The sequence below is a fragment of the Streptomyces lanatus genome (assembly GCF_014655715.1).
Classification (GTDB): Bacteria; Actinomycetota; Actinomycetes; order Streptomycetales; family Streptomycetaceae; genus Streptomyces; species Streptomyces lanatus.
Genome location: NZ_BNBM01000021.1, coordinates 82,069 through 100,717 on the forward strand (window position 1 = coordinate 82,069; position 18,649 = coordinate 100,717).

The 18,649-nt window shown below is 70.6% G+C and carries 24 protein-coding genes; 8 read left to right on the plus strand and 16 right to left on the minus strand.

All coding sequences use genetic code 11. The features are described 5' to 3' along the window. Window position 1: 1 nt before the first annotated feature. The 5 genes from IE325_RS39005 to IE325_RS39025 form a co-directional block, all read right to left on the minus strand. Window positions 2-757 (minus strand): ABC transporter permease, encoded by a 756-nt coding sequence (locus IE325_RS39005; RefSeq protein WP_190075004.1) that lies wholly within the window; start codon window positions 755-757, stop codon window positions 2-4. Between the two features lie 2 nt (window positions 758-759). Then, window positions 760-1,725 (minus strand): ATP-binding cassette domain-containing protein, encoded by a 966-nt coding sequence (locus IE325_RS39010; protein ID WP_190074919.1) that lies wholly within the window; start codon window positions 1,723-1,725, stop codon window positions 760-762. A gap of 73 nt (window positions 1,726-1,798) precedes the next feature. Beyond that, window positions 1,799-2,440: a PadR family transcriptional regulator gene (locus tag IE325_RS39015; RefSeq protein WP_190074920.1), complete on the minus strand. Its 642-nt coding sequence runs from the start codon at window positions 2,438-2,440 to the stop codon at window positions 1,799-1,801. Between the two features lie 33 nt (window positions 2,441-2,473). After that, the gene (locus IE325_RS39020) at window positions 2,474-3,934 is read right to left on the minus strand and encodes an aldehyde dehydrogenase family protein (protein WP_190074921.1); all 1,461 of its coding nucleotides are present in this window, start codon (window positions 3,932-3,934) and stop codon (window positions 2,474-2,476) included. Window positions 3,935-4,025: 91 nt separating this feature from the next. Then, entirely contained in the window at window positions 4,026-4,862 is an 837-nt protein-coding gene (locus tag IE325_RS39025) for a Sco1979 family transcriptional regulator (protein ID WP_491590980.1), read from the minus strand. A 342-nt stretch (window positions 4,863-5,204) separates the two neighbouring features. Here IE325_RS39025 and IE325_RS39030 point away from each other — a divergent pair, with 342 nt between their 5' ends. Continuing rightward, window positions 5,205-5,708: an ATP-binding protein gene (locus IE325_RS39030; protein WP_229912346.1), complete on the plus strand. Its 504-nt coding sequence runs from the start codon at window positions 5,205-5,207 to the stop codon at window positions 5,706-5,708. Between the two features lie 80 nt (window positions 5,709-5,788). Here IE325_RS39030 and IE325_RS39035 read toward each other — a convergent pair whose 3' ends face one another. The 5 genes from IE325_RS39035 to rpmG all read right to left on the minus strand — a co-directional run bounded on the left by IE325_RS39035 (window position 5,789) and on the right by rpmG (window position 8,121). After that, window positions 5,789-6,007: a DUF397 domain-containing protein gene (locus IE325_RS39035; protein WP_229912361.1), complete on the minus strand. Its 219-nt coding sequence runs from the start codon at window positions 6,005-6,007 to the stop codon at window positions 5,789-5,791. A gap of 306 nt (window positions 6,008-6,313) precedes the next feature. Beyond that, entirely contained in the window at window positions 6,314-6,544 is a 231-nt protein-coding gene (gene rpsR / locus IE325_RS39040; protein WP_190074924.1) for a 30S ribosomal protein S18, read from the minus strand. Between the two features lie 3 nt (window positions 6,545-6,547). Then, a complete protein-coding gene (locus tag IE325_RS39045) occupies window positions 6,548-7,702 on the minus strand; it encodes a CobW family GTP-binding protein (protein WP_190074925.1) in 1,155 nt (384 codons plus the stop codon). Next, window positions 7,702-7,950, minus strand: a complete 249-nt coding sequence (locus IE325_RS39050) for a type B 50S ribosomal protein L31 (protein WP_190074926.1) — start codon at window positions 7,948-7,950, stop codon at window positions 7,702-7,704. The genes IE325_RS39045 and IE325_RS39050 overlap by 1 nt, the downstream gene beginning before the upstream one ends. Window positions 7,951-7,956: 6 nt before the next feature. Beyond that, window positions 7,957-8,121: a 50S ribosomal protein L33 gene (gene rpmG, locus IE325_RS39055; RefSeq protein WP_033321692.1), complete on the minus strand. Its 165-nt coding sequence runs from the start codon at window positions 8,119-8,121 to the stop codon at window positions 7,957-7,959. Between the two features lie 62 nt (window positions 8,122-8,183). Here rpmG and rpmB point away from each other — a divergent pair, with 62 nt between their 5' ends. From rpmB to IE325_RS39075, 4 genes are all read left to right on the plus strand, one after another. Next, the gene (rpmB, locus tag IE325_RS39060; RefSeq protein ID WP_190074927.1) at window positions 8,184-8,420 is read left to right on the plus strand and encodes a 50S ribosomal protein L28; all 237 of its coding nucleotides are present in this window, start codon (window positions 8,184-8,186) and stop codon (window positions 8,418-8,420) included. Beyond that, complete coding sequence (gene rpsN / locus IE325_RS39065) at window positions 8,420-8,725, plus strand: 30S ribosomal protein S14 (RefSeq protein WP_190074928.1); 306 nt, start codon at window positions 8,420-8,422, stop codon at window positions 8,723-8,725. The genes rpmB and rpsN overlap by 1 nt, the downstream gene beginning before the upstream one ends. Before the next feature lie 112 nt (window positions 8,726-8,837). Then, window positions 8,838-9,368, plus strand: coding sequence for a hypothetical protein (locus IE325_RS39070; RefSeq protein WP_373315308.1), 531 nt, complete (start codon window positions 8,838-8,840; stop codon window positions 9,366-9,368). Window positions 9,369-9,417: 49 nt separating this feature from the next. Further along, window positions 9,418-9,951, plus strand: a complete 534-nt coding sequence (locus IE325_RS39075) for a DUF4232 domain-containing protein (RefSeq protein ID WP_190074929.1) — start codon at window positions 9,418-9,420, stop codon at window positions 9,949-9,951. Window positions 9,952-9,960: 9 nt separating this feature from the next. Here the strand turns inward: IE325_RS39075 and IE325_RS39080 are convergent, their stop codons facing one another. Continuing rightward, entirely contained in the window at window positions 9,961-11,091 is a 1,131-nt protein-coding gene (locus tag IE325_RS39080) for a DUF2786 domain-containing protein (RefSeq protein WP_190074930.1), read from the minus strand. A gap of 66 nt (window positions 11,092-11,157) precedes the next feature. Between IE325_RS39080 and IE325_RS39085 the strand changes: the two genes are divergently transcribed. The 3 genes from IE325_RS39085 (at window position 11,158) to IE325_RS39095 (ending at window position 14,357) form a co-directional block, all read left to right on the plus strand. Then, complete coding sequence (locus tag IE325_RS39085; RefSeq protein ID WP_190074931.1) at window positions 11,158-11,787, plus strand: LysE family translocator; 630 nt, start codon at window positions 11,158-11,160, stop codon at window positions 11,785-11,787. 64 nt (window positions 11,788-11,851) lie between these two features. Further along, the gene (locus IE325_RS39090; RefSeq protein ID WP_190074932.1) at window positions 11,852-12,619 is read left to right on the plus strand and encodes a Clp protease N-terminal domain-containing protein; all 768 of its coding nucleotides are present in this window, start codon (window positions 11,852-11,854) and stop codon (window positions 12,617-12,619) included. 34 nt (window positions 12,620-12,653) lie between these two features. Continuing rightward, window positions 12,654-14,357, plus strand: coding sequence for a bifunctional 3'-5' exonuclease/DNA polymerase (locus tag IE325_RS39095; RefSeq protein ID WP_190074933.1), 1,704 nt, complete (start codon window positions 12,654-12,656; stop codon window positions 14,355-14,357). A 270-nt stretch (window positions 14,358-14,627) separates the two neighbouring features. On the opposite strand, the gene IE325_RS39100 is transcribed toward IE325_RS39095, so the two are convergent. From IE325_RS39100 to IE325_RS39120, 5 genes are all read right to left on the minus strand, one after another. Further along, a complete protein-coding gene (locus IE325_RS39100; RefSeq protein ID WP_190074934.1) occupies window positions 14,628-15,521 on the minus strand; it encodes a glycosyltransferase family 2 protein in 894 nt (297 codons plus the stop codon). A gap of 227 nt (window positions 15,522-15,748) precedes the next feature. Continuing rightward, entirely contained in the window at window positions 15,749-16,033 is a 285-nt protein-coding gene (locus IE325_RS39105) for a class III extradiol ring-cleavage dioxygenase family protein (RefSeq protein WP_229912348.1), read from the minus strand. Window positions 16,034-16,179: 146 nt separating this feature from the next. Continuing rightward, window positions 16,180-17,577 carry a Tat pathway signal sequence domain protein gene (locus IE325_RS39110; RefSeq protein WP_190074935.1) on the minus strand — a complete coding sequence of 466 codons (1,398 nt, stop codon included), beginning with the start codon at window positions 17,575-17,577 and terminating at the stop codon, window positions 16,180-16,182. A gap of 72 nt (window positions 17,578-17,649) precedes the next feature. Beyond that, the gene (locus tag IE325_RS39115) at window positions 17,650-18,267 is read right to left on the minus strand and encodes a hypothetical protein (protein WP_190074936.1); all 618 of its coding nucleotides are present in this window, start codon (window positions 18,265-18,267) and stop codon (window positions 17,650-17,652) included. Window positions 18,268-18,362: 95 nt separating this feature from the next. Beyond that, a complete protein-coding gene (locus tag IE325_RS39120; RefSeq protein WP_190074937.1) occupies window positions 18,363-18,641 on the minus strand; it encodes a hypothetical protein in 279 nt (92 codons plus the stop codon). Window positions 18,642-18,649: the final 8 nt, after the last annotated feature.

Consider the following 18,649-nt stretch of genomic DNA (forward strand, 5'->3'; position numbering starts at 1 on the left):
GCTAGCGGCTCAGGCGGGCGAACCGCCGTACCGCCAACGGGAAGAACACCCCCAGCAGCACCAACGGCCAGATGACCGCCGCGGCCAAGTGCTCGGTGCCCCCGCCCGCGAACAGGTCCCGCACCGCCGTCGCCGTATGGGACATGGGGTTCCAGTCGACGATCGTGCCGAGCCAGCCGGGCATGGACTCGGACAGGGCGAGGGCGTTGGACAGGAAGCCGACCGGCCAGATCAGGATCTGCACCGCCTGCACCAGCTCCGGCTTGCCGGCCACCAGGGCCAGATGGATGCCGATCCACAGCATGGCGAAGCGGAAGAGCAGGAGCAGTCCCAGGGCGCCGAGCACCGCCCCGGGGCCGCCCTCCGCGCGCCAGCCGAGGGCGAGTCCGACGCCCATGAGGACGATCAGGACGATCGCCGACTGGAGCATGTCGGCCACGGAACGGCCCACCAGGACCGCCCCGTTGGTCATCGGCATGGAGCGGAAGCGGTCGACCACGCCCTTGTTGAGGTCCTGGGTGACCGCGATCATCGTCGCCTCCAGCCCGAAGGCCATGGTGAGCGCGAGCATCCCGGGGAGGAGATAGTCGATGTAGGAGCCCTCGACGCCCCGGCCGCCGCCGACGAGGTAGCCGAACATCAACAGCAACATGACGGGGAAGATCAGGCCGACGACGACCTGGACGGGCTGCCGCGCCCAGTGGGCGAGTTCGCGGCGGGTCATGGTCCAGGAGTCGGTCAGTGCGTAGGTGTTCATGCTCACGCGGGCTCCTTCACTCGGTTCTCGTCCCCGGTGAGGTGCAGGAACACCTCGTCCAGCGTCGGCCGCCGCAGAGCGACGTCCTCCGCCTCGATCCCGGACGCCTCCAGGGCCCGTACGACGCCGGAGAGCGCCGCCATCCGGTCGGTGACCGGGGCGCTGAGCAGCCTGCGGTCGGGGTCGACGGACACGGACTCCTTCGGTACGGGCAGCAGGGCGACGGCCGCCCCCAGTTGACCGGCGTCGCGCAGCACGATGTCGATGCGGGCGCCGCCGGTCAGCGCCTTCAGCTCATCCGCCGTGCCGTCGGCGATGACCCGTCCGGCGTCCACGACCGAGATGCGGTGGGCGAGCTGGTCGGCCTCCTCCAGGTACTGCGTGGTGAGCAGGACCGTGGTGCCGCCGCCGACCAGGGAGCGGACCGCGGACCAGACCTCGGCGCGGCCGCGCGGGTCGAGGCCGGTGGTGGGTTCGTCCAGGAAGAGCACCTCCGGGTCGGTGATCAGTGAGGCGGCCAGGTCCAGCCGCCGGCGCATTCCGCCGCTGTACTGCTTGACCGGCTTGCGGCCGGCGTCGGCCAGACCGAAGCGCTCCAGGAGCTCTCCGGCGCGCACGCGCGCGCGGCGTGCGCCCAGGTGGTAGAGGCGGCCGAACATCTCCAGGTTCTGATGGCCGCCCAACTCCTCGTCCAGGGCGGCGTGCTGGCCGAGGAGACCGATGCGCAGCCGCACCTCGTACGCCTCGCGCACCACGTCGTACCCCGCCACCCTGACCCGGCCGCCGTCCGGCCGCAGCAGGGTGGACAGGACCCGGACCAGGGTCGTCTTGCCCGCGCCGTTCGGGCCGAGCATTCCGTGCACGGTGCCGCGCGCGACCGTGAGGTCGAGCCCGTCCAGTGCGTCCTTGCCGGCTTTGCCGCCGTACCTCTTGCGTGCCCCTTCGACGGTGATCGCCGCGTCGGCCACTGCTTCTCCCTCGCTAGTCAAACTTGACTACACGCTCGAAAGTAAACCAGCGCTCAGGGTTAGTCAAACTTGATTAGCGGACGTCCCCGGGGTGGGACTCCCCCGTCGCGTACGGGTTCTCCTCGTCCTCGGCCAGTACGCCGATGAACGGGTCGCCCTCGTCGGCGAACGTGTAGGAGCCCCCTTCGAGCCGCTCGATCAGCCCGGTGGTCCAGTCCCGTTCGGAGTCCGCCGTGTGGACCCACATGTTCATGATCTCGCCGATATGGCCGAGCTGCTCGGGCCCGTCCTCGGGCACGTATTCGGCCACGACGGACGCCCGCCACTCCTCGATGCGCCGGGTCCGCTCCTTCAGCAGCGTCACGGCCTCGGCCCTCGGCAGGTCGACCATGAAGCCGAGGGCCGCCGTCTTCACGTCGCCGCGCTGGTCGTAGGTGACCAGCGCGTCGCGCAGCAGCGTGAAGTACTCCTCGATGCCGGCGTCCGTGAGCTCGTACTCCACGCGCGGTGGCCCGCCCGCCGTGGACGGCGCGATCTCGTGCGCGTGCAGCAGGCCCTGCCGGGCCATCTGCTTGAGCGCGTGGTAGATCGAGCCGGGCTTGGCGTTGGACCACTCGTGCGCGCCCCAGTACTCCAGGTCGTTGCGCACCTGGTAGCCGTGGGCGCGGCCGTGCATACGGACCGCGCCGAGCACGAGGAGACGGATCGCTGACATGCGGTCCAGATTACGTACCGCAGGTGCGACCACTCAGAACGGGAACCCGCTACGGCCGTGCTGCACCGAGATCCACTTGGTGGTCGTGAACGAGTCCAGCATCGTCTCGCCGTTCAGCCGGCCGAGCCCGGAGTGCTTCTCGCCGCCGAAGGGGACGATCGGCTCGTCATGGACGGTGCCGTCGTTCACATGGAACATGCCGGTGTCGATCTGCTTGGCGAAGGCGACGCCGCGCTCGATGTCACCCGTGTGGACGGCGCCGCTCAGGCCGTACGGGGTGTCGTTGACCAGGCGTACGGCCTCCTCCTCGCCGTCGAAGGTCAGCAGGAAGGCGACCGGGCCGAAGACCTCCTGGCGCAGCAGGGGCGAGTCGGCCGGGAGGCCGGTCAGCACGGAAGGCTCGACCAGGTTGTCCCTCGTCGTGCCGTGCACCAGGGCCGTGGCACCCTCGGCGATGGCCTGCTCGACGACGCCCGAGATGGCGTCCGCCTGGGAGGAGTTGATGACCGGGCCGATGACCGTCTCGGGGTCGCGCGGGTCGCCGGTCTTGAGGGACTTCACCTTGGTGACGAACTTCTCGGTGAACTCGTCCGCGATCGAACGGTCCACCAGGACACGGTTCGCGGCCATGCAGACCTGGCCCTGGTGGACGTACCGGCTGAAGACCGCCGCGTCGACCGCGTAGTCGATGTCGGCGTCGTCGAGGACCACCAGCGCGCTGTTGCCGCCCAGTTCGAGGACCGAGCGCTTGAAGTGCGAGGCGCAGACGGTGGCGACATGGCGGCCGACCTTGTCGGAGCCGGTGAAGGAGATGACCTTGGGGATCGGGTGCTCGATGAAGGCGTCGCCTATCTCGGCGATGTCCGTGATCACGACATTGAGCAGACCGGCCGGCAGGCCCGCGTCCTCGAAGATCTTCGCGACCAGGGAGCCACCGCAGATCGGGGTGTTCTGGTGCGGCTTCAGCACCACGGCGTTGCCGAGCGCGAGGGCCGGGGCGACCGACTTCAGGGAGAGCAGGAAGGGGAAGTTGAAGGGGCTGATCACACCCACGACGCCGACCGGCACGCGGTAGACGCGGTTCTCCTTGCCGTCCACCGGGGAGGGGATGATCCTGCCCTCGGGGCGCAGCGCCAGATGGACCGCCTCGCGCAGGAACTCCTTGGCGAGGTGGAGCTCGAAGGCCGCCTTCAGCCGGGTGCCGCCGAGCTCGGCGATGATCACCTCGGCGATCTCCTGCTCACGGTCCTCGATCAGGCGCAGCGCCTTCTCGAACACACCGCGGCGGGCATAGGGGTTGGTCGTGGCCCACTGCTTCTGGGCGCGGGCGGCGGCCTGGTAGGCGTCATCCACCTCGTCGACCGTGGCTATGGTGATCGACGCCAGCTTCTCACCGTCGTACGGGTTGAAGTCGATGATGTCCCAGGAGCCGGTGCCCGGGCGCCACTCACCGTCGATGTACTGCTGAGCCAGGTCGGTGAAGTAGGACGACATGTGATCCCTCAATCCCTAGCAGACCCGCGATCGGCAAGGTCGCGATCGCGCTCGTCTTCACGGTCTGATCACACGTCATCGTACTTGTGTCTCAAGACAGTTGAAGGAGTCCCCGCAGAAGATCCCGGCTCTCGTCCGGACCGGGGCTGTCCTGCTGGAGCTCCTTGAGCGCCTTCTCGTACTGGGTGACGTCCTCGTGCTTGTCGAGGTAGAGCGCGGAGGTGAGCTGCTCCAGATAGACGACGTCCGACAGGTCGGACTCGGGGAAGCTGAGGATGGTGAAGGCACCGGACTCGCCGGAGTGGCCGCCGAAGCCGAACGGCATGATCTGTAGCCGTACGTTGGGCCGCTGGGAGATCTCGATCAGATGCTGGAGCTGACCGCGCATCACCTCGCGGTCGCCGTAGGGGCGGCGCAGCGCGGCCTCGTCGAGGACGATGTGGAACTCGGGGGCGCTGTCGGAGAGAAGGTATTTCTGCCGCTCCAGGCGCAGCGCCACGCGCTTGTCGATGTCGGCGGCGCTCGCGCCCTTCATGCCGCGCCTGACGACCGCGCGGGCGTACGCCTCGGTCTGCAGCAGGCCGTGCACGAACTGCACCTCGTAGGCGCGGATGAGGCTGGCCGCGCCCTCCAGGCCGACATAGGTGGGGAACCAGCTCGGCAGGACGTCCGAGTAGCTGTGCCACCATCCCGCGACGTTGGCCTCGCGGGCGAGGGAGAGCAGCGAGGCGCGCTCGTGCTCGTCCGTGATGCCGTACAGCGTCAACAGGTCTTCGACGTCACGCGTCTTGAAGCTCACCCGGCCCAGCTCCATACGGCTGATCTTCGACTCGGAGGCGCGAATGGAGTACCCCGCCGCCTCGCGCGTGATCCCTCGCGCTTCCCGCAGTCGCCTCAGTTGCGAGCCGAGCAGCATGCGCCGCACCACCGATCCGGGCTCTCCCGCGCTCACGTTCGCCAGCCTCCCCAACCGTCTTCAGGGCCCGCAGTCTGCCACTAAATCACTCCGAGCAGTACTCGCCCGATTACAGAGACGGAAAGAAGACAAGGATTTCACCTAGGAAGGAGACATCCGAAGACAAGCGGAGGGACGGAAGTTGGCGGAAAAAATGGCCAACAAGCGGTACGGGAGCATCCAATTCGGTCACGTGCACGTGCATCTGCCCTTGCATCTGCTCTTCGCATCAGAAACCATGGTCCCGCGCAACCGCTGCATCGCAACGACCGCGAACTCTCGGGAGTGCCTCGCATGGGGACGAATGGATCGACCATGCTCGAGCCGTTACGGCAGGGCCTTCCGCCACTGGATCCCGCAGCCGTCTCCAACGCCGCGTCCTGCGCTCTGCCCGCCCGCTACGAAGCGGTGCGCGAGGCCCGGAAGTTCACCCGGCGCACTCTCGACCAGTGGGACCTGGAGTATCGCTTCGACGACGTCTGCCTCGTGGTGTCGGAACTGGTGACCAACGCGCTGCGGCACGCCCTGCCGGCCGGCGCCTCCCGGCTGCCCGAGCAGACGCCGCCGGTGCGGCTTCATCTGATGCGGTGGACCGAGCGGCTGGTGTGCGCGGTGCGCGATCCCAGCCATGACAGCCCGGTCGCGCGCGACACCGACGACTTCTCGGCCGAGTCCGGGCGCGGCCTGTTCCTCGTCGACTCCTTCAGCGATGGCTGGGGGTGGCATCCGCTGGCGGGCACGCTCAGCGGGAAGGTCGTCTGGGCGCTGTTCCGGCTGCAACCGGGAGCGGGCGTCGCGTCCGGCCCGGTGGACTGCTGAACCGCGGCGCATGACAGCGCCGCGGTTCTACGCGCGTTACGGAGCGATACGCGTCGATCGCCCCGAGTTGTCGGGGTGGCTCAGCTGACGACCAGGTGGTCGAACTCGCCGTCCTTGACACCCAGGAGCATCGCCTCGATCTCGGCGCGGGTGTAGACGAGCGCCGGGCCGTCCGGGAAGCGGGAGTTGCGCACCGCGACGTCCCCTCCGGGCAGGCGCGCAAACTCCACGCACGAGCCCTGCGAATTGCTGTGCCTGCTCTTCTGCCAGGCCACCCCGTTCAGCTCCGTGGCTGCCATGCCGTTGTACACGTCGTGGTCCACAGGTCGCTCCCCGGTGGTGCGGTGGCTCGAGGCCATTGAGGCATGAGGTGGTGCAGTGATGCGGCAGTCAACTGCTTCCGGATCATAGCTCTGTTCACGTGCAACTGCATGAGCAGATGCACGTGCACGCGGGGTGTTCCTGTGGTTACTCCTGTGACGTACGCGGCCCTGCTTGCGTTCCAGCGCATGCCCCACGGGTTGCGTCACATGCCGATCCCTCGCGTCTTAGGAAAAGACGCGTTCCGCGGCCATCTTGTTCCAAACGCCAAGTAACCTTCCGGTTCAGCGGGTTGTGTACGGCAGAAGGGCCATCTCACGGGCGTTCTTCACAGCCTTCGCCAACTGGCGTTGCTGCTGGGCCGTCACCCGGGTGATGCGCCGGCTGCGGATCTTGCCCCGGTCGGAGATGAAGCGCCGCAGGAGATCGGTGTCCTTGTAGTCGATGTAGGTGATGCCGGCCTGGTCCAGGGGGTTCGGCTTCTTCACGGGCTTGCGCTCGGGCTTGCGGGGCATGGGTCAGACCTCCAGGAGGGTGTCGAAGGCGGGCGGGAGCTGCTTCCAGGCGTCCCGGCCCGCGGCGTATTCGGCGTCGGTGAGCAGGCACGACTCCAGGAGCCGCTCCAGTCCGTCGCGGTCCAGGCCGGGCGAGGTGAAGACCAGGTGCTGGCAGCAGTCGCCGTGCTCGGGGTGCCAGTCCAGGGCCGCGGCCGCCCGGCGCACGGGCGGCACCATGTCCCAGGCCGCGTCGGGCAGCGAGGCCAGCCAGGGGCCGGCGCTCTCCACACAGAGGGCGCCTCCCGCGGCGTCCCAGTGCAGCAGTACGTCGGGCTTGTCGGCGAGCCAGAAGCGGCCCCTGCTGCGGGCCGCCGCGCAGGTGATGTCCTCAAGGGCCTCGTACAGCCGCTCCGGATGGAAGGGGCGGCACCGGTGCCAGACCAGGGTGGCCACACCGTGCGCGTCGGCCTCGGCGGGGAGCAGGGCGCACGCCGGGTGCTGGGCCGCCGCGGCCGACTCGACGTCGAAGCCGGCCAGGGCGGCCTGGGCCAGAGGGCTGTTCCGTGGCGCCGGGACCGTCAGATCGCTCTGGCCGATCGGGACCTGGCGGGCCGTCGGGTGGAGCTGGGCGAGCAGCTCGCGGTCCTCGTCGTCGGCCTCGGCGGAGGGGGCGACGGCCAGGACGGGGGCGTACTCCAGCTGGCGGGCGAAGGTGTCGGCGACCGTGCGCTGGTCGGTCGTCGCCGCCGCGAGGCCCCGCTCGGCGAGGTCGTCGCCGTTGCCCAGGTAGGGCAGGACCAGGGCCGGGTCGACCGCGGTGATCACGCCGGTGACGGTGAGCCCGCCGGCCGTGACCACCTCGGCCATCGCCTTCGGTTCCACCGAGTCCCAGAGTTCGACGACCGCCATGCGCGTGCTGCCCGCGTCCCGGATCTGCAGCAGTTCCGGCACCAGGTCCTCGCGCAAGGCGCAGCAGGCGCAGTCGTTGACCAGCGGTGCCTCGCCGGCGCTGACCAGGCCGGTGGCGTCGCGGATGGTGCGTACGACGGTGCCGGCCGCCGCCGTCGCCAGGTCGTGGTGGAGTACGACGCTGCCGGGGACGTCGGCGAGCAGCCGCTGGACGGCCGCCCTGCGTGCGTCGGCGTGCAGGCCGCCGACGATGACGACGGAGAGCATCAGCCCTGCTTTCCGTACCGGCGCTCGAAGCGCTCCACGCGCCCCGCGGTGTCCAGGACGCGGGCCGTGCCGGTGTAGAAGGGGTGGCTGACGTTCGAGATCTCGACGTCGACGACCGGGTAGGTGTTGCCGTCCTCCCACTCGATCGTCTTCTCGCTGGTCATCGTCGAGCGGGTCAGAAAGGCGTGGTTCGCGGCCCGGTCACGGAAGACGACGGGGCCGTAGGCGGGGTGGATTCCCTGACGCATGGCTGATCAGCGCTCCTCTCGGAAGTCGACGTGACGGCCCACGACCGGGTCGTACTTGCGCAGCGTCAGGCGGTCGGGGTCGTTGCGGCGGTTCTTGCGGGTCACATAGGTGAAGCCGGTGCCGGCGGTGGACCGGAGCTTGATGACCGGGCGGAGTTCGTTGCGTGCCATGCTGCTATCTTACTGAAAATGAATTCCATTAACAGTCACGTCGAAGGAGAGGTGCATCACCCATGTCCGCCCACTGCATGCTGACCGGTGCCCGGCCCGGGTTCGGCAACACCATTTCCCACTCGCATCGGCGCAGCTCCCGGCGCTTCGACCCCAACATCCAGACCAAGCGCTACTGGCTGCCCGGCGAGGGCCGTTACGTACGGCTGCGGCTGAGCGCCAAGGGGATCAAGACGGTCGACGCCATCGGTGTCGAGGCGGCCGTCGCCCGGATCCGTGCGCGAGGAGTGAAGGTCTGATGGCCAAGAAGAGCAAGATTGCGAAGAATCAGCAGCGACAGGATGTCGTCGCCCGGTACGCCGCCCGGCGGGCCGAGCTGAAGGAGATCATCCGGCGGCCGTCGTCCAGCGATGCCGAACGGCTCGCCGCGCGGCGGGAGTTGAGCAGGCAGCCGCGGGACGCGAGCGCCACGCGCGTGCGCAATCGCGACCAGGTGGACGGGCGGCCGCGCGGCTACTTCCGTGCCTTCGGGCTGTCCCGGGTCGGCCTGCGGGAGCAGGCACATGCCGGATATCTGCCGGGGGTGCGCAAGGCGTCCTGGTAGGTCGGGCGGGCCACGGGTCCTGGAAGAGGACTCCCTGGTAACTTGCTGCGGTCGTTTCGGCCAGGCGGGCCGATTCGGCCGTATGCCGACCGCTACAGCTTGGGAGCTTCCAGTGACCTCGGCGACTTTCTCCCGTACGCGCACCATGTCGGCCCGGCGGACGCGGGCCGCGGCGGTGGCCGTGTCCCTGGCGGGCGCGCTCGCGCTGACCGCCTGCAGCGGCGACGGCGGTTCCGACGACGACTCCCCCTCGGCCACTCCGAGCCCCTCCGCGACCGCCAGCGCCGACACAGGCGGCGCGACGGGTGGCGGGTCGGGGTCCGCGTCCGGTGCCCTGGAGGGCAGCTGGCTCGCCACCACCGGCGGCAAGGCGGTCATCCTCGTCGTCACCGGCAAGCAGGCCGCGCTCTTCGAGACCGGCGGGAACGTGTGCAACGGCACCGCCGCCGAGGAGAGCGGGATGCGCATGATCCGGCTCAAGTGCACCGACGGCAACAAGGACCGGGCGGCCGGGATGGTCGACTCCGCCGGCAAGGAGCGGCTGAAGGTGACCTGGGAGGGCAGCCTCGGCGCGGAGACCTTCACCAAGGCGGAGGGCGGCAAGCTTCCGACGGGGCTGCCCACGGCCGGTCTGGGTCAGTGAGGTTTGATTCGGTGACCGTCGGTGTGACACCTCTCCCCTGAAGGACCCCATGCGCGCCACTTCCCTCACCGTCGCCGCCCTCGCCGCGGCCCTCCTCCTGACCGCCTGCGACAGCGGCGGGGACGACGGAGACACCGGCAAGAGCAAGGACGCCAAGGCCGCCGGCGGCTGTGTCGCCGAGCTGGCCGTGGAGTTCGGGCCCGGCAACGCCGCGCCCGCCGCCGGTGACACCGGCAATGTGCCCGTCACCGTCACCAACCGCGGCGACGCCGACTGCACCCTGACCGGGCTGCCCGGGGTCGAGTTCGAGGCGGGCGGCGCCGCGACCGCCGTCCCGGCCGACGAGGCCGCCGGGGCCGCCGCCGCGAAGCAGAAGACGACGCTCACCAAGGGCGCCACCACCTCCTTCACGCTCACCTACGTCCGGGGCGACAAGGGCCTCGCCGTGGAAACGGCCAAGGTGCGGCTGCCCGGGGCCGACAAGGCGCAGAGCTTCAAGTGGTCGTACGGCGAGGTCGCGCTGAAGAGCGACGGGAAGACCCCGGACGCCTCGCTCAGCGGGTTCCAGCAGGCCGGCGACTGACGCGGGCGCTCAGCGCAGCGGCCGGCGGGGTGCCACCTGTGCCCGGTCGGCCGCCTGCGCACCCTCCACCCAGCCCGCCTCGTCGCTGACACCGCGCAGCCGGGTCGTGGTGGTCTCCGGGAACATCCGGTCCAGGCGGGCGGTGACCGCGACCTCGCGGGAGGCGAGGACCGGCAGCAGGTCCTCGGTGACCGGGGCTTTCGCCGCCTCGGTCAGCCGGGTGCCGATGCGGTGGGCGTAGGCCGCGAGGAACGACTGCCGGAAGGTCTTGGTCCGCTTGCGGCCGCCCGCACGCTGCGCCGCCTCCGCCTTCGTCATCGCGGCCTGGGCCTGCACCAGGAGCGAGGTGTACAGCAGCTCGACCACCTCCAGATCGGCCTCGAAGCCGACGACCGTGGAGAAGTCGAAGGGCTCGTTCCACACGGCACGGCAGTGGTTGGCGCTCGCCACCGCGTCCAGCAGCACGGCCTTCGCCTGCTCGTACGGCGGCTCGACACCGATCCGGCAGGCGCCGGGTGTGTCCTTGGCCGCGGATGTGCGGGACGCGAGCAGGGCCTCGTCGATGCTGTGCCGGGCCATCAGCTCCTGCGCCTTGGCACTGAGCGCCTCCGCCTCCTCGGGGAACCCGGTCGCCTCCGCCTTCGCCAGCAGCGCGCGGATGCGGGTGAGCATGCGGGACTCGGGTCTTGTCTGCTTCGCGGTGGGCCCTTCCAGGGGCTCCAATGCGGGCAGGCGCAGCAACAGGCGGTACAACTCCAGGACGGCGGTCGCGTGCGAGAAGCGGTCCGCGCGGGGCGGGGTTTCGGGCGGCAGGTCGTGGATCTGCGCCTGCCAGCGGGGGCCGCGCGGGCCGTCGTACGGTGCCTGGGCGCGGATCAGTGCCGCGAGGAGTCGTATGTGTACGTCGTCCAGGTCGCGCCGCACCAGCCGTACGACATCCGCCGGCTGCCAGCCGCGCCGCCAGGCCGCCGCCACGAACTCCTGGCCGCGCCGGGCGAGTTCGGCGTCCACCGCGGGGTCGGCGGCGAGGAGGGAGGCGCCGGTGTCGAGGGCGGTGTGGCCGGTGCCGTAGAGGGCGGCCTCGAAGGCTCGGTCGACGGAGCTGTCGCTGGTGGTGCCGTCGCTGTTCGTGCTGCTCACCCGGCGATCGTCTCACTCCCCGAAATTGGGTGGTTCGCGCACGCCGGGGCTCGAAGCATGGCGCGCATGGTGGACATGTCTTTGTACGCGGCGTTCCTGCTCGCCGCATTCGCGCTCTGTGTCACTCCCGGCCCCGACATGATGTTCATCGTGGCGATGGGCGGCCGGGGCGGGCCGGCCGCCGGGGTGATGGCCGCTTTCGGCGTGGCCTGCGCCATGCTCGTGCACACGGTCGCCGCGGCGCTCGGGCTTTCGGCCCTGTTCACGACGCTGCCGACGCTGTATCACGTGCTGCGCTGGGTGGGGGCGGCGTATCTGCTCTATCTGGCGGTGAAGGCGTTCCGGGACCGGTCGGTGCCGGGTGAGGCGGACGCCGTCGGCGGTGGGGCGGGGATGCGGCGGGCCTTCTGGCAGGGGGCCGTCACCAATCTGCTCAACCCCAAGGTGATCCTCTTCAACGTGGCGTTCCTGCCGCAGTTCGTGGATCCGACCCTCGGCCATGTCCCGGGCCAGCTCCTCCTGCTAGGCGTCACGCTCGTGGTCATGGGGTTCCTGTGGGACGGCGGGGTGGGGCTGCTCGCGGGGCGGCTGGCGAACTCGCTGAGGCGCAGTGCGCGTATCAACCGGTGGATGAACATCGTGTCCGGGACGGTGTTCACGGGGTTGGCGGTGCGGTTGGCTGCGTCGCCGAAGTAGGCCTTATCGGCCAGACTGTCAACTCAAGGTTGACACCCCTAGGGTGTCAACCTAAGGTTGACACATGTCGACGAACCCGAGCACCACGTCATCCGTACGCCTCGACGAACTCATCTCGGCCATCAAGAAGGTCCACGACGAGCCCCTCGACCAGCTCCAGGACGCGGTGATCGCCGCCGATCACCTCGGTGAGGTGGCCGACCATCTGATCGGCCACTTCGTGGACCAGGCCCGCCGGTCGGGCGCTTCCTGGACCGACATCGGCAAGAGCATGGGCGTCACCCGGCAGGCCGCGCAGAAGCGGTTCGTGCCCAAGGAGGGCACCGACCTCGACCCCCAGCAGGGCTTCGGCCGCTACACGCCGCGTGCCCGCAACGTGGTGTTGGCCGCCCACAACGAGGCCGTCGCCGCCCGCAACCCCGAGGGCCGCCCCGAGCACCTGGTCCTCGGCCTGCTGGCCGAGCCGGACGGCATCGCGGCGAAGGCGATCACGGCCAAGGGCGTCCTGCTGGACTCGGTGCGCCAGGCCGCCGCCGCAGCGCTGCCGCCGGCCGCCGACGAGGTCCCCGAGCTCATCCCTTACGGCTCCGACGCCAAGAAGGTCCTGGAGCTCACCTTCCGCGAGGCCCTGCGCCTCGGCCACAACTACATCGGCACCGAGCACATCCTGCTGGCCCTGCTGGAGTTCGAGAACGGCACCGGTGTGCTGTACGGACTCGGCCTCACCAAGGAGGGCGTGGAGGGGTACATCGTCGAGATGCTCTCCCAGTTCCTCAACAGCGGGGTGCAGACGGTCAAGGAGGCCGGAGGGGAGGGCGACGGCCAGGGCTGAGGCCGTTGTCAGACCCGGGTGCCACACTCGCAGCATGACCGACCGCTGGGCGCTCGCTCCGGCCGAGGACGGTGGCGTGGAGGTCGCCCCCCTCGGTCCGGACGGGCTGCTCGCCGGGCCGGTGCGCAGGGAGGGGGACCTGGCCGAGGCCGTGCGGGGGCGGCCCGAGGTCGCGCGGTGGGTGTGGCGGTCCACCGCCGAGGTCTATCCGCGGCTGCTCGCCACGGGGGTGCGGGTCGAGCGGTGCTACGACATCGAGGACGCGGAGCTCCTCCTGCTGGGCCACGAGGGGCGCTACGGCGAGCCGAGATCGGCCGCCGCCGCCCTCGCCCGGCTGCACGGCGGCCCCGTACCGGCCGATCCGCCCCAGCGCTCGGCCGAGCCGGGCTCGCAGTCCTCGCTCTTCGAGCCGCAGGCGGTCCATGTGCCGCTCGCCGACCTCGTCGAGGTGTACGCCGAGCAGCAGCGGCGGCACGACAGGACCGCGTCCCCGGAGCGCATGCGGCTGCTGACGGCGGCCGAGTCGGCGGGGATGCTCGTCGCCGCCGAGATGAACCGGGCGGGGCTGCCGTGGAGCGCCGAGGTGCATCGCCGGGTGCTGCACGAGCTGCTGGGCGAGCGGTACGCGGGCGGCGGGGAGCCGCGGCGGCTGGCCGAGCTGGCGGACGAGGTGTCGGCGGCGTTCGGGCGCCGGGTGCGGCCGGATCTGCCGGCCGATGTGATCAAGGCGTTCGCGCAGGCCGGGATCAAGGTCAAGTCGACCCGTCGCTGGGAGATCGAGTCCCTGGACCATCCCGCCGTGAAACCGCTGGTCGAGTACAAGAAGCTGTATCGGATCTGGGTGGCGCACGGCTGGTCCTGGCTCCAGGACTGGGTGCGCGAGGGGCGGTTCAGACCGGAGTTCCTCGCGGGCGGGACGGTCACCGGGAGATGGGTGACCAATGGCGGGGGCGGGCTGCAGATCCCGAAGGTCATCCGGCGGGCGGTGGTGGCCGACCCTGGCTGGCGGCTGGTCGTGGCCGACGCCGACCAGATGGAGCCGCGCGTGCTCGCCGCGATCTCCCGGGACCCGGGGCTGATGGAGGTCGCGGGGAGGGAGAGCGACCTCTACCAGTCCGTCTCCGACCGCGCCTTCTCCGGTGACCGGGCCCAGGCCAAGCTCGCCGTGCTCGGCGCGGTCTACGGGCAGACCTCCGGCGACGGGCTGAAGAACCTCGCCGCGCTCAGACGCCGTTTCCCCAGAGCGGTGGCCTACGTCGACGACGCGGCGCGGGCGGGTGAGGAGGGTCGGCTCGTGCGGACCTGGCTCGGGCGGACCTGCCCACCGGCGGCCGGGGCGACGGACGGCGCGGGCGACGAGGCGGGGATCCCGGTCCCGGACGCGCCGGACGACGCCGCCGAGGGCTCCGCCGCGCAGGAGTGGGTGCCGGGCTACGCGTCCACCAACGCCCGCGCGCGGGGCCGCTTCGCCCGCAACTTCGTGGTGCAGGGCAGCGCCGCCGACTGGACCCTGCTGCTGCTCGCCGCGCTGCGGCAGGCCTGTGCGGACATGGCTGCCGAGCTGGTGTTCTTCCAGCACGACGAGGTCATCGTGCACTGTCCCGAGGAGGAGGCCGCGACGGTGGTGACGGCGATCCGGGAGGCGGCGGAGCTGGCCGGGCGGCTGACGTTCGGGGAGACGCCGGTGCGGTTCCCGTTCACCACGGCGGTGGTGGAGTGCTATGCGGACGCGCGGTGACCGATTCGCGTCACGCGCGGTGACGGACCGCGTCACGGAACGCGGGTCGATGCGGGTCAACGCGGGTCGACGCGTGTCACGGAACACAATTGGTGAGATGTCAGCCATCCGTCGGCATGGCTTAATCTGATCACTACATCGGATTCGGCCCGACGGCGCGTGCGTACGACACGCAGCTCGGGGGAGCGTCGCCGCCGCGGCCGGATCCGGGGACGCAGGTGGGTCCCGGGCGGTGGAGGTGACCGGCCGGGGCCCGCGTCCCGCCCTCGGTCAGATGACCGGTGGCCGTCCCAGTCGGCACAGCCGCCACACCGTGCGCCAGCGCATGGGCCGCCGCTCACCGGCCGATTCCCGCAGCCCCTCCAGGAAGCCGCCGAACCAGGCGCGCAGACCGCCGGCCGACCGGGTGCGGGCGAGCGTGAGCAGGATCCACAGCCCCAGATGGACCGGGATCAGCGGGAGCGGCAGCCGACGCCGGGTCAGCCAGACACGGTTGCGGGCGGTCACGCGGTAGTAGATGGCGTGCCGGGCGGGCGAGGTCTTCGGATGCTGGAGGAGAAGCTCCGGGGCGTAGAGGATGCGCCAGCCCGCGTCGGCCGCCCGCCACGCCAGATCGGTCTCCTCATGGGCGAAGAAGAACGCGGCGGGCCAGTCCCCGGTCTCGGCCAGCATCGCCATGCGCAGCGCGTGCCCGCCGCCGAGGAAGCCGGTGACATAACCGCCCCTGAGCGGATCGGACTTGCCGATCCTGGGCACATGGCGCTGCTGCGTCTCCCCGTGCTCGTCGGCGATGCGGAAGCCGACGATGCCGAGGTGGTCGTCGGCGGCGAACAGGTCCCGTACGCCCCGCAGTACGTCGGCGTCGATGAGGAGCCCGTCATCGTCCAGCTCCACCACCACGTCGACGTCCCCGAACTCGCGCAGCCGCTCGATGGCCACGTTGCGCCCGCCGGGGCAGCCCAGGTTCTCGTCGAGCTCGATCGGCGTGAACTCGCCGGGCAGCGCCAGCCGTTCGGCGAACTCGGGCAGCGGGCAGCCGTTGCCGACGACGACGATCCGGTCGGGGGCGACGTCCTGCTTGGCCACGGACTCGAGCAGCGCGTCGACCTCGGCGGGACGGTTGCCCATCGTCACCACGGCGACCGCGATCCTCGGTTCCGCCATACCCGCCCTCACCCTCGATCCGGCTGCGATTACCGCCGCGATGCTAGTGGTTCACGGTAAGGACTTCTCAAGTTCGCCGTATCGAGGGGCGGGCGGGGACGGTGCCGGGCCAGGCAGGCGCTGGTCTGCGCACTGCGGTGATGTCGCTCACATGGCTGACCGCTCGACGGGGTCGAGGGGCCTCCCGGGAATGTTCCACGTGAAACCTCCCCGTCACCTCCGGCGACTCACCGTGACCATCCCGGGGTGCTCAGCTCCCGCGCGGCGGCCACGGCGAACCCCGCGATCGGGGTGCGGACCTCACGGGCGGAGCGGCCGGCCTCGCGGGCCATCGACTCCACGCTCCAGGTGCCCCTGGCCCGTTGTTCGGGAGTCGGAGGGCAGCCCTCGATCAGGGCGTCGGCGACCCTGGGCGGCGCCCCGTCCAGGACTGGAACCGGCGGGTCATGGGAGAGGCCGCCGGAGGCCAGCAACAGCACCCGGCGGTCGAGCGCCGCGCCGGAGCCGTACACATGGTCCAGGGACCGCGACTCGTACCGGATTGCCGGTCCCCTCCTCCAGCTTGGACAGCGTCTGCCCGGCCAGCCCGGCCTGCCGGGCCAGCTCCGCCAGGGACAGGCCCTACCGCTCTCTGAGAAGGCGCATGTTGCGCGTCGGCTCAGGCCCGCAGTGGGTTGGAGCGTACGGCCGCCATCACGTACCAGGCCGTCGCCCCGAGGTGACGGTACGGGTAGTAGCCGAACCCGAACCCGGTGTCGAGCGGGCTGCTCGCAGATACGACCCCCGCACGCTCGGGCAGCGCCCGTCCGCCCACGGTCTGCCCGCCCCCGAGCAACTCCTGGGCCCGCTCCAGGGAGTCGATCAGCCGCCGCGCCCGCGCCTCGTCGCCCCGCGCGCCCCGCTCCCGCAGAGCGAGCGCGAGATGAGCGGTCCCCTCGAACCACACGCCGTTGCGGTCCGGCTTGGGCTGGGAGTCGGCGATCGGCACGTCCTCGTCCGCGAGCAGACTGGCCGAACTGAAGGTGACCCCTTCATACGACTGCCCCGCCGGCACCGTGCTGTTGCGCCGCCCGGCGTGATCGACGACGGCCAGCTCCCGCGCGGCCCAGTCCAGCGAGGAGGCGTGGGCACGGGAGCCGAGGGCGAGATGGGTCCAGGTCTGCGTGTCCTCGGGAACCGGCGACGTATTGACGGTCACCCCGTCATTGGTGCCGGTGTAGAAGAACCCACCGTCCACCTCCCACATCCGCTCCACGAACTCCCGGGCACAGGCCCGCCGTTCAAGCCACACCCGGTCCCCCGTCAGCCGAGCGAGCCGCCCGAACAGACACACAAGGTCGGTGTTGTGCTCGGTGGAGGTGAAGGGCAGCGGCCGATTCCCCCCGTCGACGCCGAACTTGTACCCCCCGAGCGGCTCATCGGTACGCCCGTTCCGCTCGATCCACTCCCCGATCCGCACGGCACCGTCCAGGAACCGCCGCTTCCCGGTCCGCCCGGCGAGCGCGGCCAGCGCGATCCCGGCCCAGGCCATGTCCCCCACGGCCGTACCCGTGAATCCGAACTGTGCCCCGACGTTGGCACTCCCGTCCGCCCGCACGAACCCGTCCGGCTGCAGCGACCCGTCGTAGAAGGTGTAGGGCCCGACGTTGTACCCCTGCCGAAGCCGACCGTCGTCGTGGGCGGGGTCGTGCTGCTGGGCGTACAGCAGCGCGTCGCCGAGCGAGACGGCCCGGGACCGTGCGTCGGGGGTGCGTACTGCGAGGAGGGCGAGGATCGCGAGGGCGTTGTCGTACGTGAACGCCGTACTGAACAGCCCGGCCTGGTCGGTATAGCTCTGGGCGAGGCGGATGGGCCCGTGGTCGGGGTAGGCGGCCATGGCAGCGGCGATGAAGGCCTGGGCCCGGCGCCGGGGTTCGGATCCCTCACCGGCGTGGGCCGATCCCACCCCACCCGCCGTGAACACGGCGGCACCGATCCCGACGCCGATGAGTGTGCGACGGCTGAGCAGCGGGCCCTGTCCGTCGGTCATGTCGGTCCTGTCGATCATGCCGGTCATGGGTCTCCCTCGGCAGGTTCTGAGAGCGCTCTCAAGGATGCGGGCTCATTGTGCTGAGGTGTGTGGGGCGGGTCAATGCCCCTGGGCTTCACACCAGTTGGAGAGCGATGAGTTCTGCGACGACTGCTCGGTCAACTCCCAGCACCTGCTGGAGGATGCCCAAGCCGTTCGGGGCGCTGCCCCCGATCCTCGGAGCGGCTCAGGTGGGCCTGGGCGAGGTGGTGTCGTAGGCGGGCGTGGCGGAACTGGTAGACCGCTCCGGCCTGGCGCAGCACCGCGCCGGTAGGCGTCGTCCAGGAATGTCATCACGTCCCAGGGGAGGCGCCCGGTCAACGGCAGCCAGATCCGGGCGAACACGAGCCACTGGCCCCAGGCGGTCACAGCGAGGGCGTAGGCGAGCGCGCAGGCGATGCCGCTGACGAGCCCGGCCGCGCGGAGCCAGACGATCGGCCCCAGCGGCCCTTCCAGGAGGGCGACCACTATCTCGCCCCCGACCCCGACCACCACCCCGAATACGGGTGCCCCCACCAGCAGTTGGGTGGTGACCGCACGGCGGTTCACGGCCAGCAGGCGCCGAGGGTTGACCGCGGACCGGATGTCGAGGGGAGTTTCCAGCAGGTCGAGGAGGTGAAAGGTGAGCCTGGCACCGCCGAAGACCAGGCCGAACACGCCGGCCCTGAAGGCCACCACGCCGAACGGCACGCTGTACGTGACGGCGACCGCCCCGTACCGGGTGCTGCGTCTGGGCCGTCGCCCTCGAAGGCGGCTACAGCCTCGAAGGTCTCCTACGCGGCAGCCGCGTTCCGCCGGGACGTACACCCAGCCGCGGCGAGAGATGAGGGCGGTCCGGAGGGGCTCGGCGAGACCGACTTCGAGCAGCCCTCGGCCGCCGAGACCGCGCAGACGTACGACGCCCTGATCGACCAGACCAGGACGCTGGGCGACGCGGTCGATCTCGGAGTCGACTTCTCCTTCGACCCGACCGGCAACCTGTCCTGCTCGGAGGCGAGTTGCACCGTAAATGAGAACGTCTCCACCTCGACGACCAGCCGCGAGGGTGCCACCCTGACAG

Coding starts and splice junctions, on each gene's coding strand:
- IE325_RS39005 (WP_190075004.1), bottom strand. CDS start 757: ATGAACACCTACGCACTGACCGACTCCTGGACCATGACCCGCCGCGAA.
- IE325_RS39015 (WP_190074920.1), bottom strand. CDS start 2,440: ATGTCAGCGATCCGTCTCCTCGTGCTCGGCGCGGTCCGTATGCACGGC.
- IE325_RS39020 (WP_190074921.1), bottom strand. CDS start 3,934: ATGTCGTCCTACTTCACCGACCTGGCTCAGCAGTACATCGACGGTGAG.
- IE325_RS39030 (WP_229912346.1), top strand. CDS start 5,205: ATGCTCGAGCCGTTACGGCAGGGCCTTCCGCCACTGGATCCCGCAGCC.
- IE325_RS39035 (WP_229912361.1), bottom strand. CDS start 6,007: ATGGCAGCCACGGAGCTGAACGGGGTGGCCTGGCAGAAGAGCAGGCAC.
- rpsR (WP_190074924.1), bottom strand. CDS start 6,544: ATGCCCCGCAAGCCCGAGCGCAAGCCCGTGAAGAAGCCGAACCCCCTG.
- IE325_RS39045 (WP_190074925.1), bottom strand. CDS start 7,702: ATGCTCTCCGTCGTCATCGTCGGCGGCCTGCACGCCGACGCACGCAGG.
- IE325_RS39050 (WP_190074926.1), bottom strand. CDS start 7,950: ATGCGTCAGGGAATCCACCCCGCCTACGGCCCCGTCGTCTTCCGTGAC.
- rpmG (WP_033321692.1), bottom strand. CDS start 8,121: ATGGCACGCAACGAACTCCGCCCGGTCATCAAGCTCCGGTCCACCGCC.
- rpmB (WP_190074927.1), top strand. CDS start 8,184: ATGTCCGCCCACTGCATGCTGACCGGTGCCCGGCCCGGGTTCGGCAAC.
- rpsN (WP_190074928.1), top strand. CDS start 8,420: ATGGCCAAGAAGAGCAAGATTGCGAAGAATCAGCAGCGACAGGATGTC.
- IE325_RS39075 (WP_190074929.1), top strand. CDS start 9,418: ATGCGCGCCACTTCCCTCACCGTCGCCGCCCTCGCCGCGGCCCTCCTC.
- IE325_RS39085 (WP_190074931.1), top strand. CDS start 11,158: ATGGTGGACATGTCTTTGTACGCGGCGTTCCTGCTCGCCGCATTCGCG.
- IE325_RS39090 (WP_190074932.1), top strand. CDS start 11,852: ATGTCGACGAACCCGAGCACCACGTCATCCGTACGCCTCGACGAACTC.
- IE325_RS39095 (WP_190074933.1), top strand. CDS start 12,654: ATGACCGACCGCTGGGCGCTCGCTCCGGCCGAGGACGGTGGCGTGGAG.
- IE325_RS39100 (WP_190074934.1), bottom strand. CDS start 15,521: ATGGCGGAACCGAGGATCGCGGTCGCCGTGGTGACGATGGGCAACCGT.
- IE325_RS39110 (WP_190074935.1), bottom strand. CDS start 17,577: ATGACCGGCATGATCGACAGGACCGACATGACCGACGGACAGGGCCCG.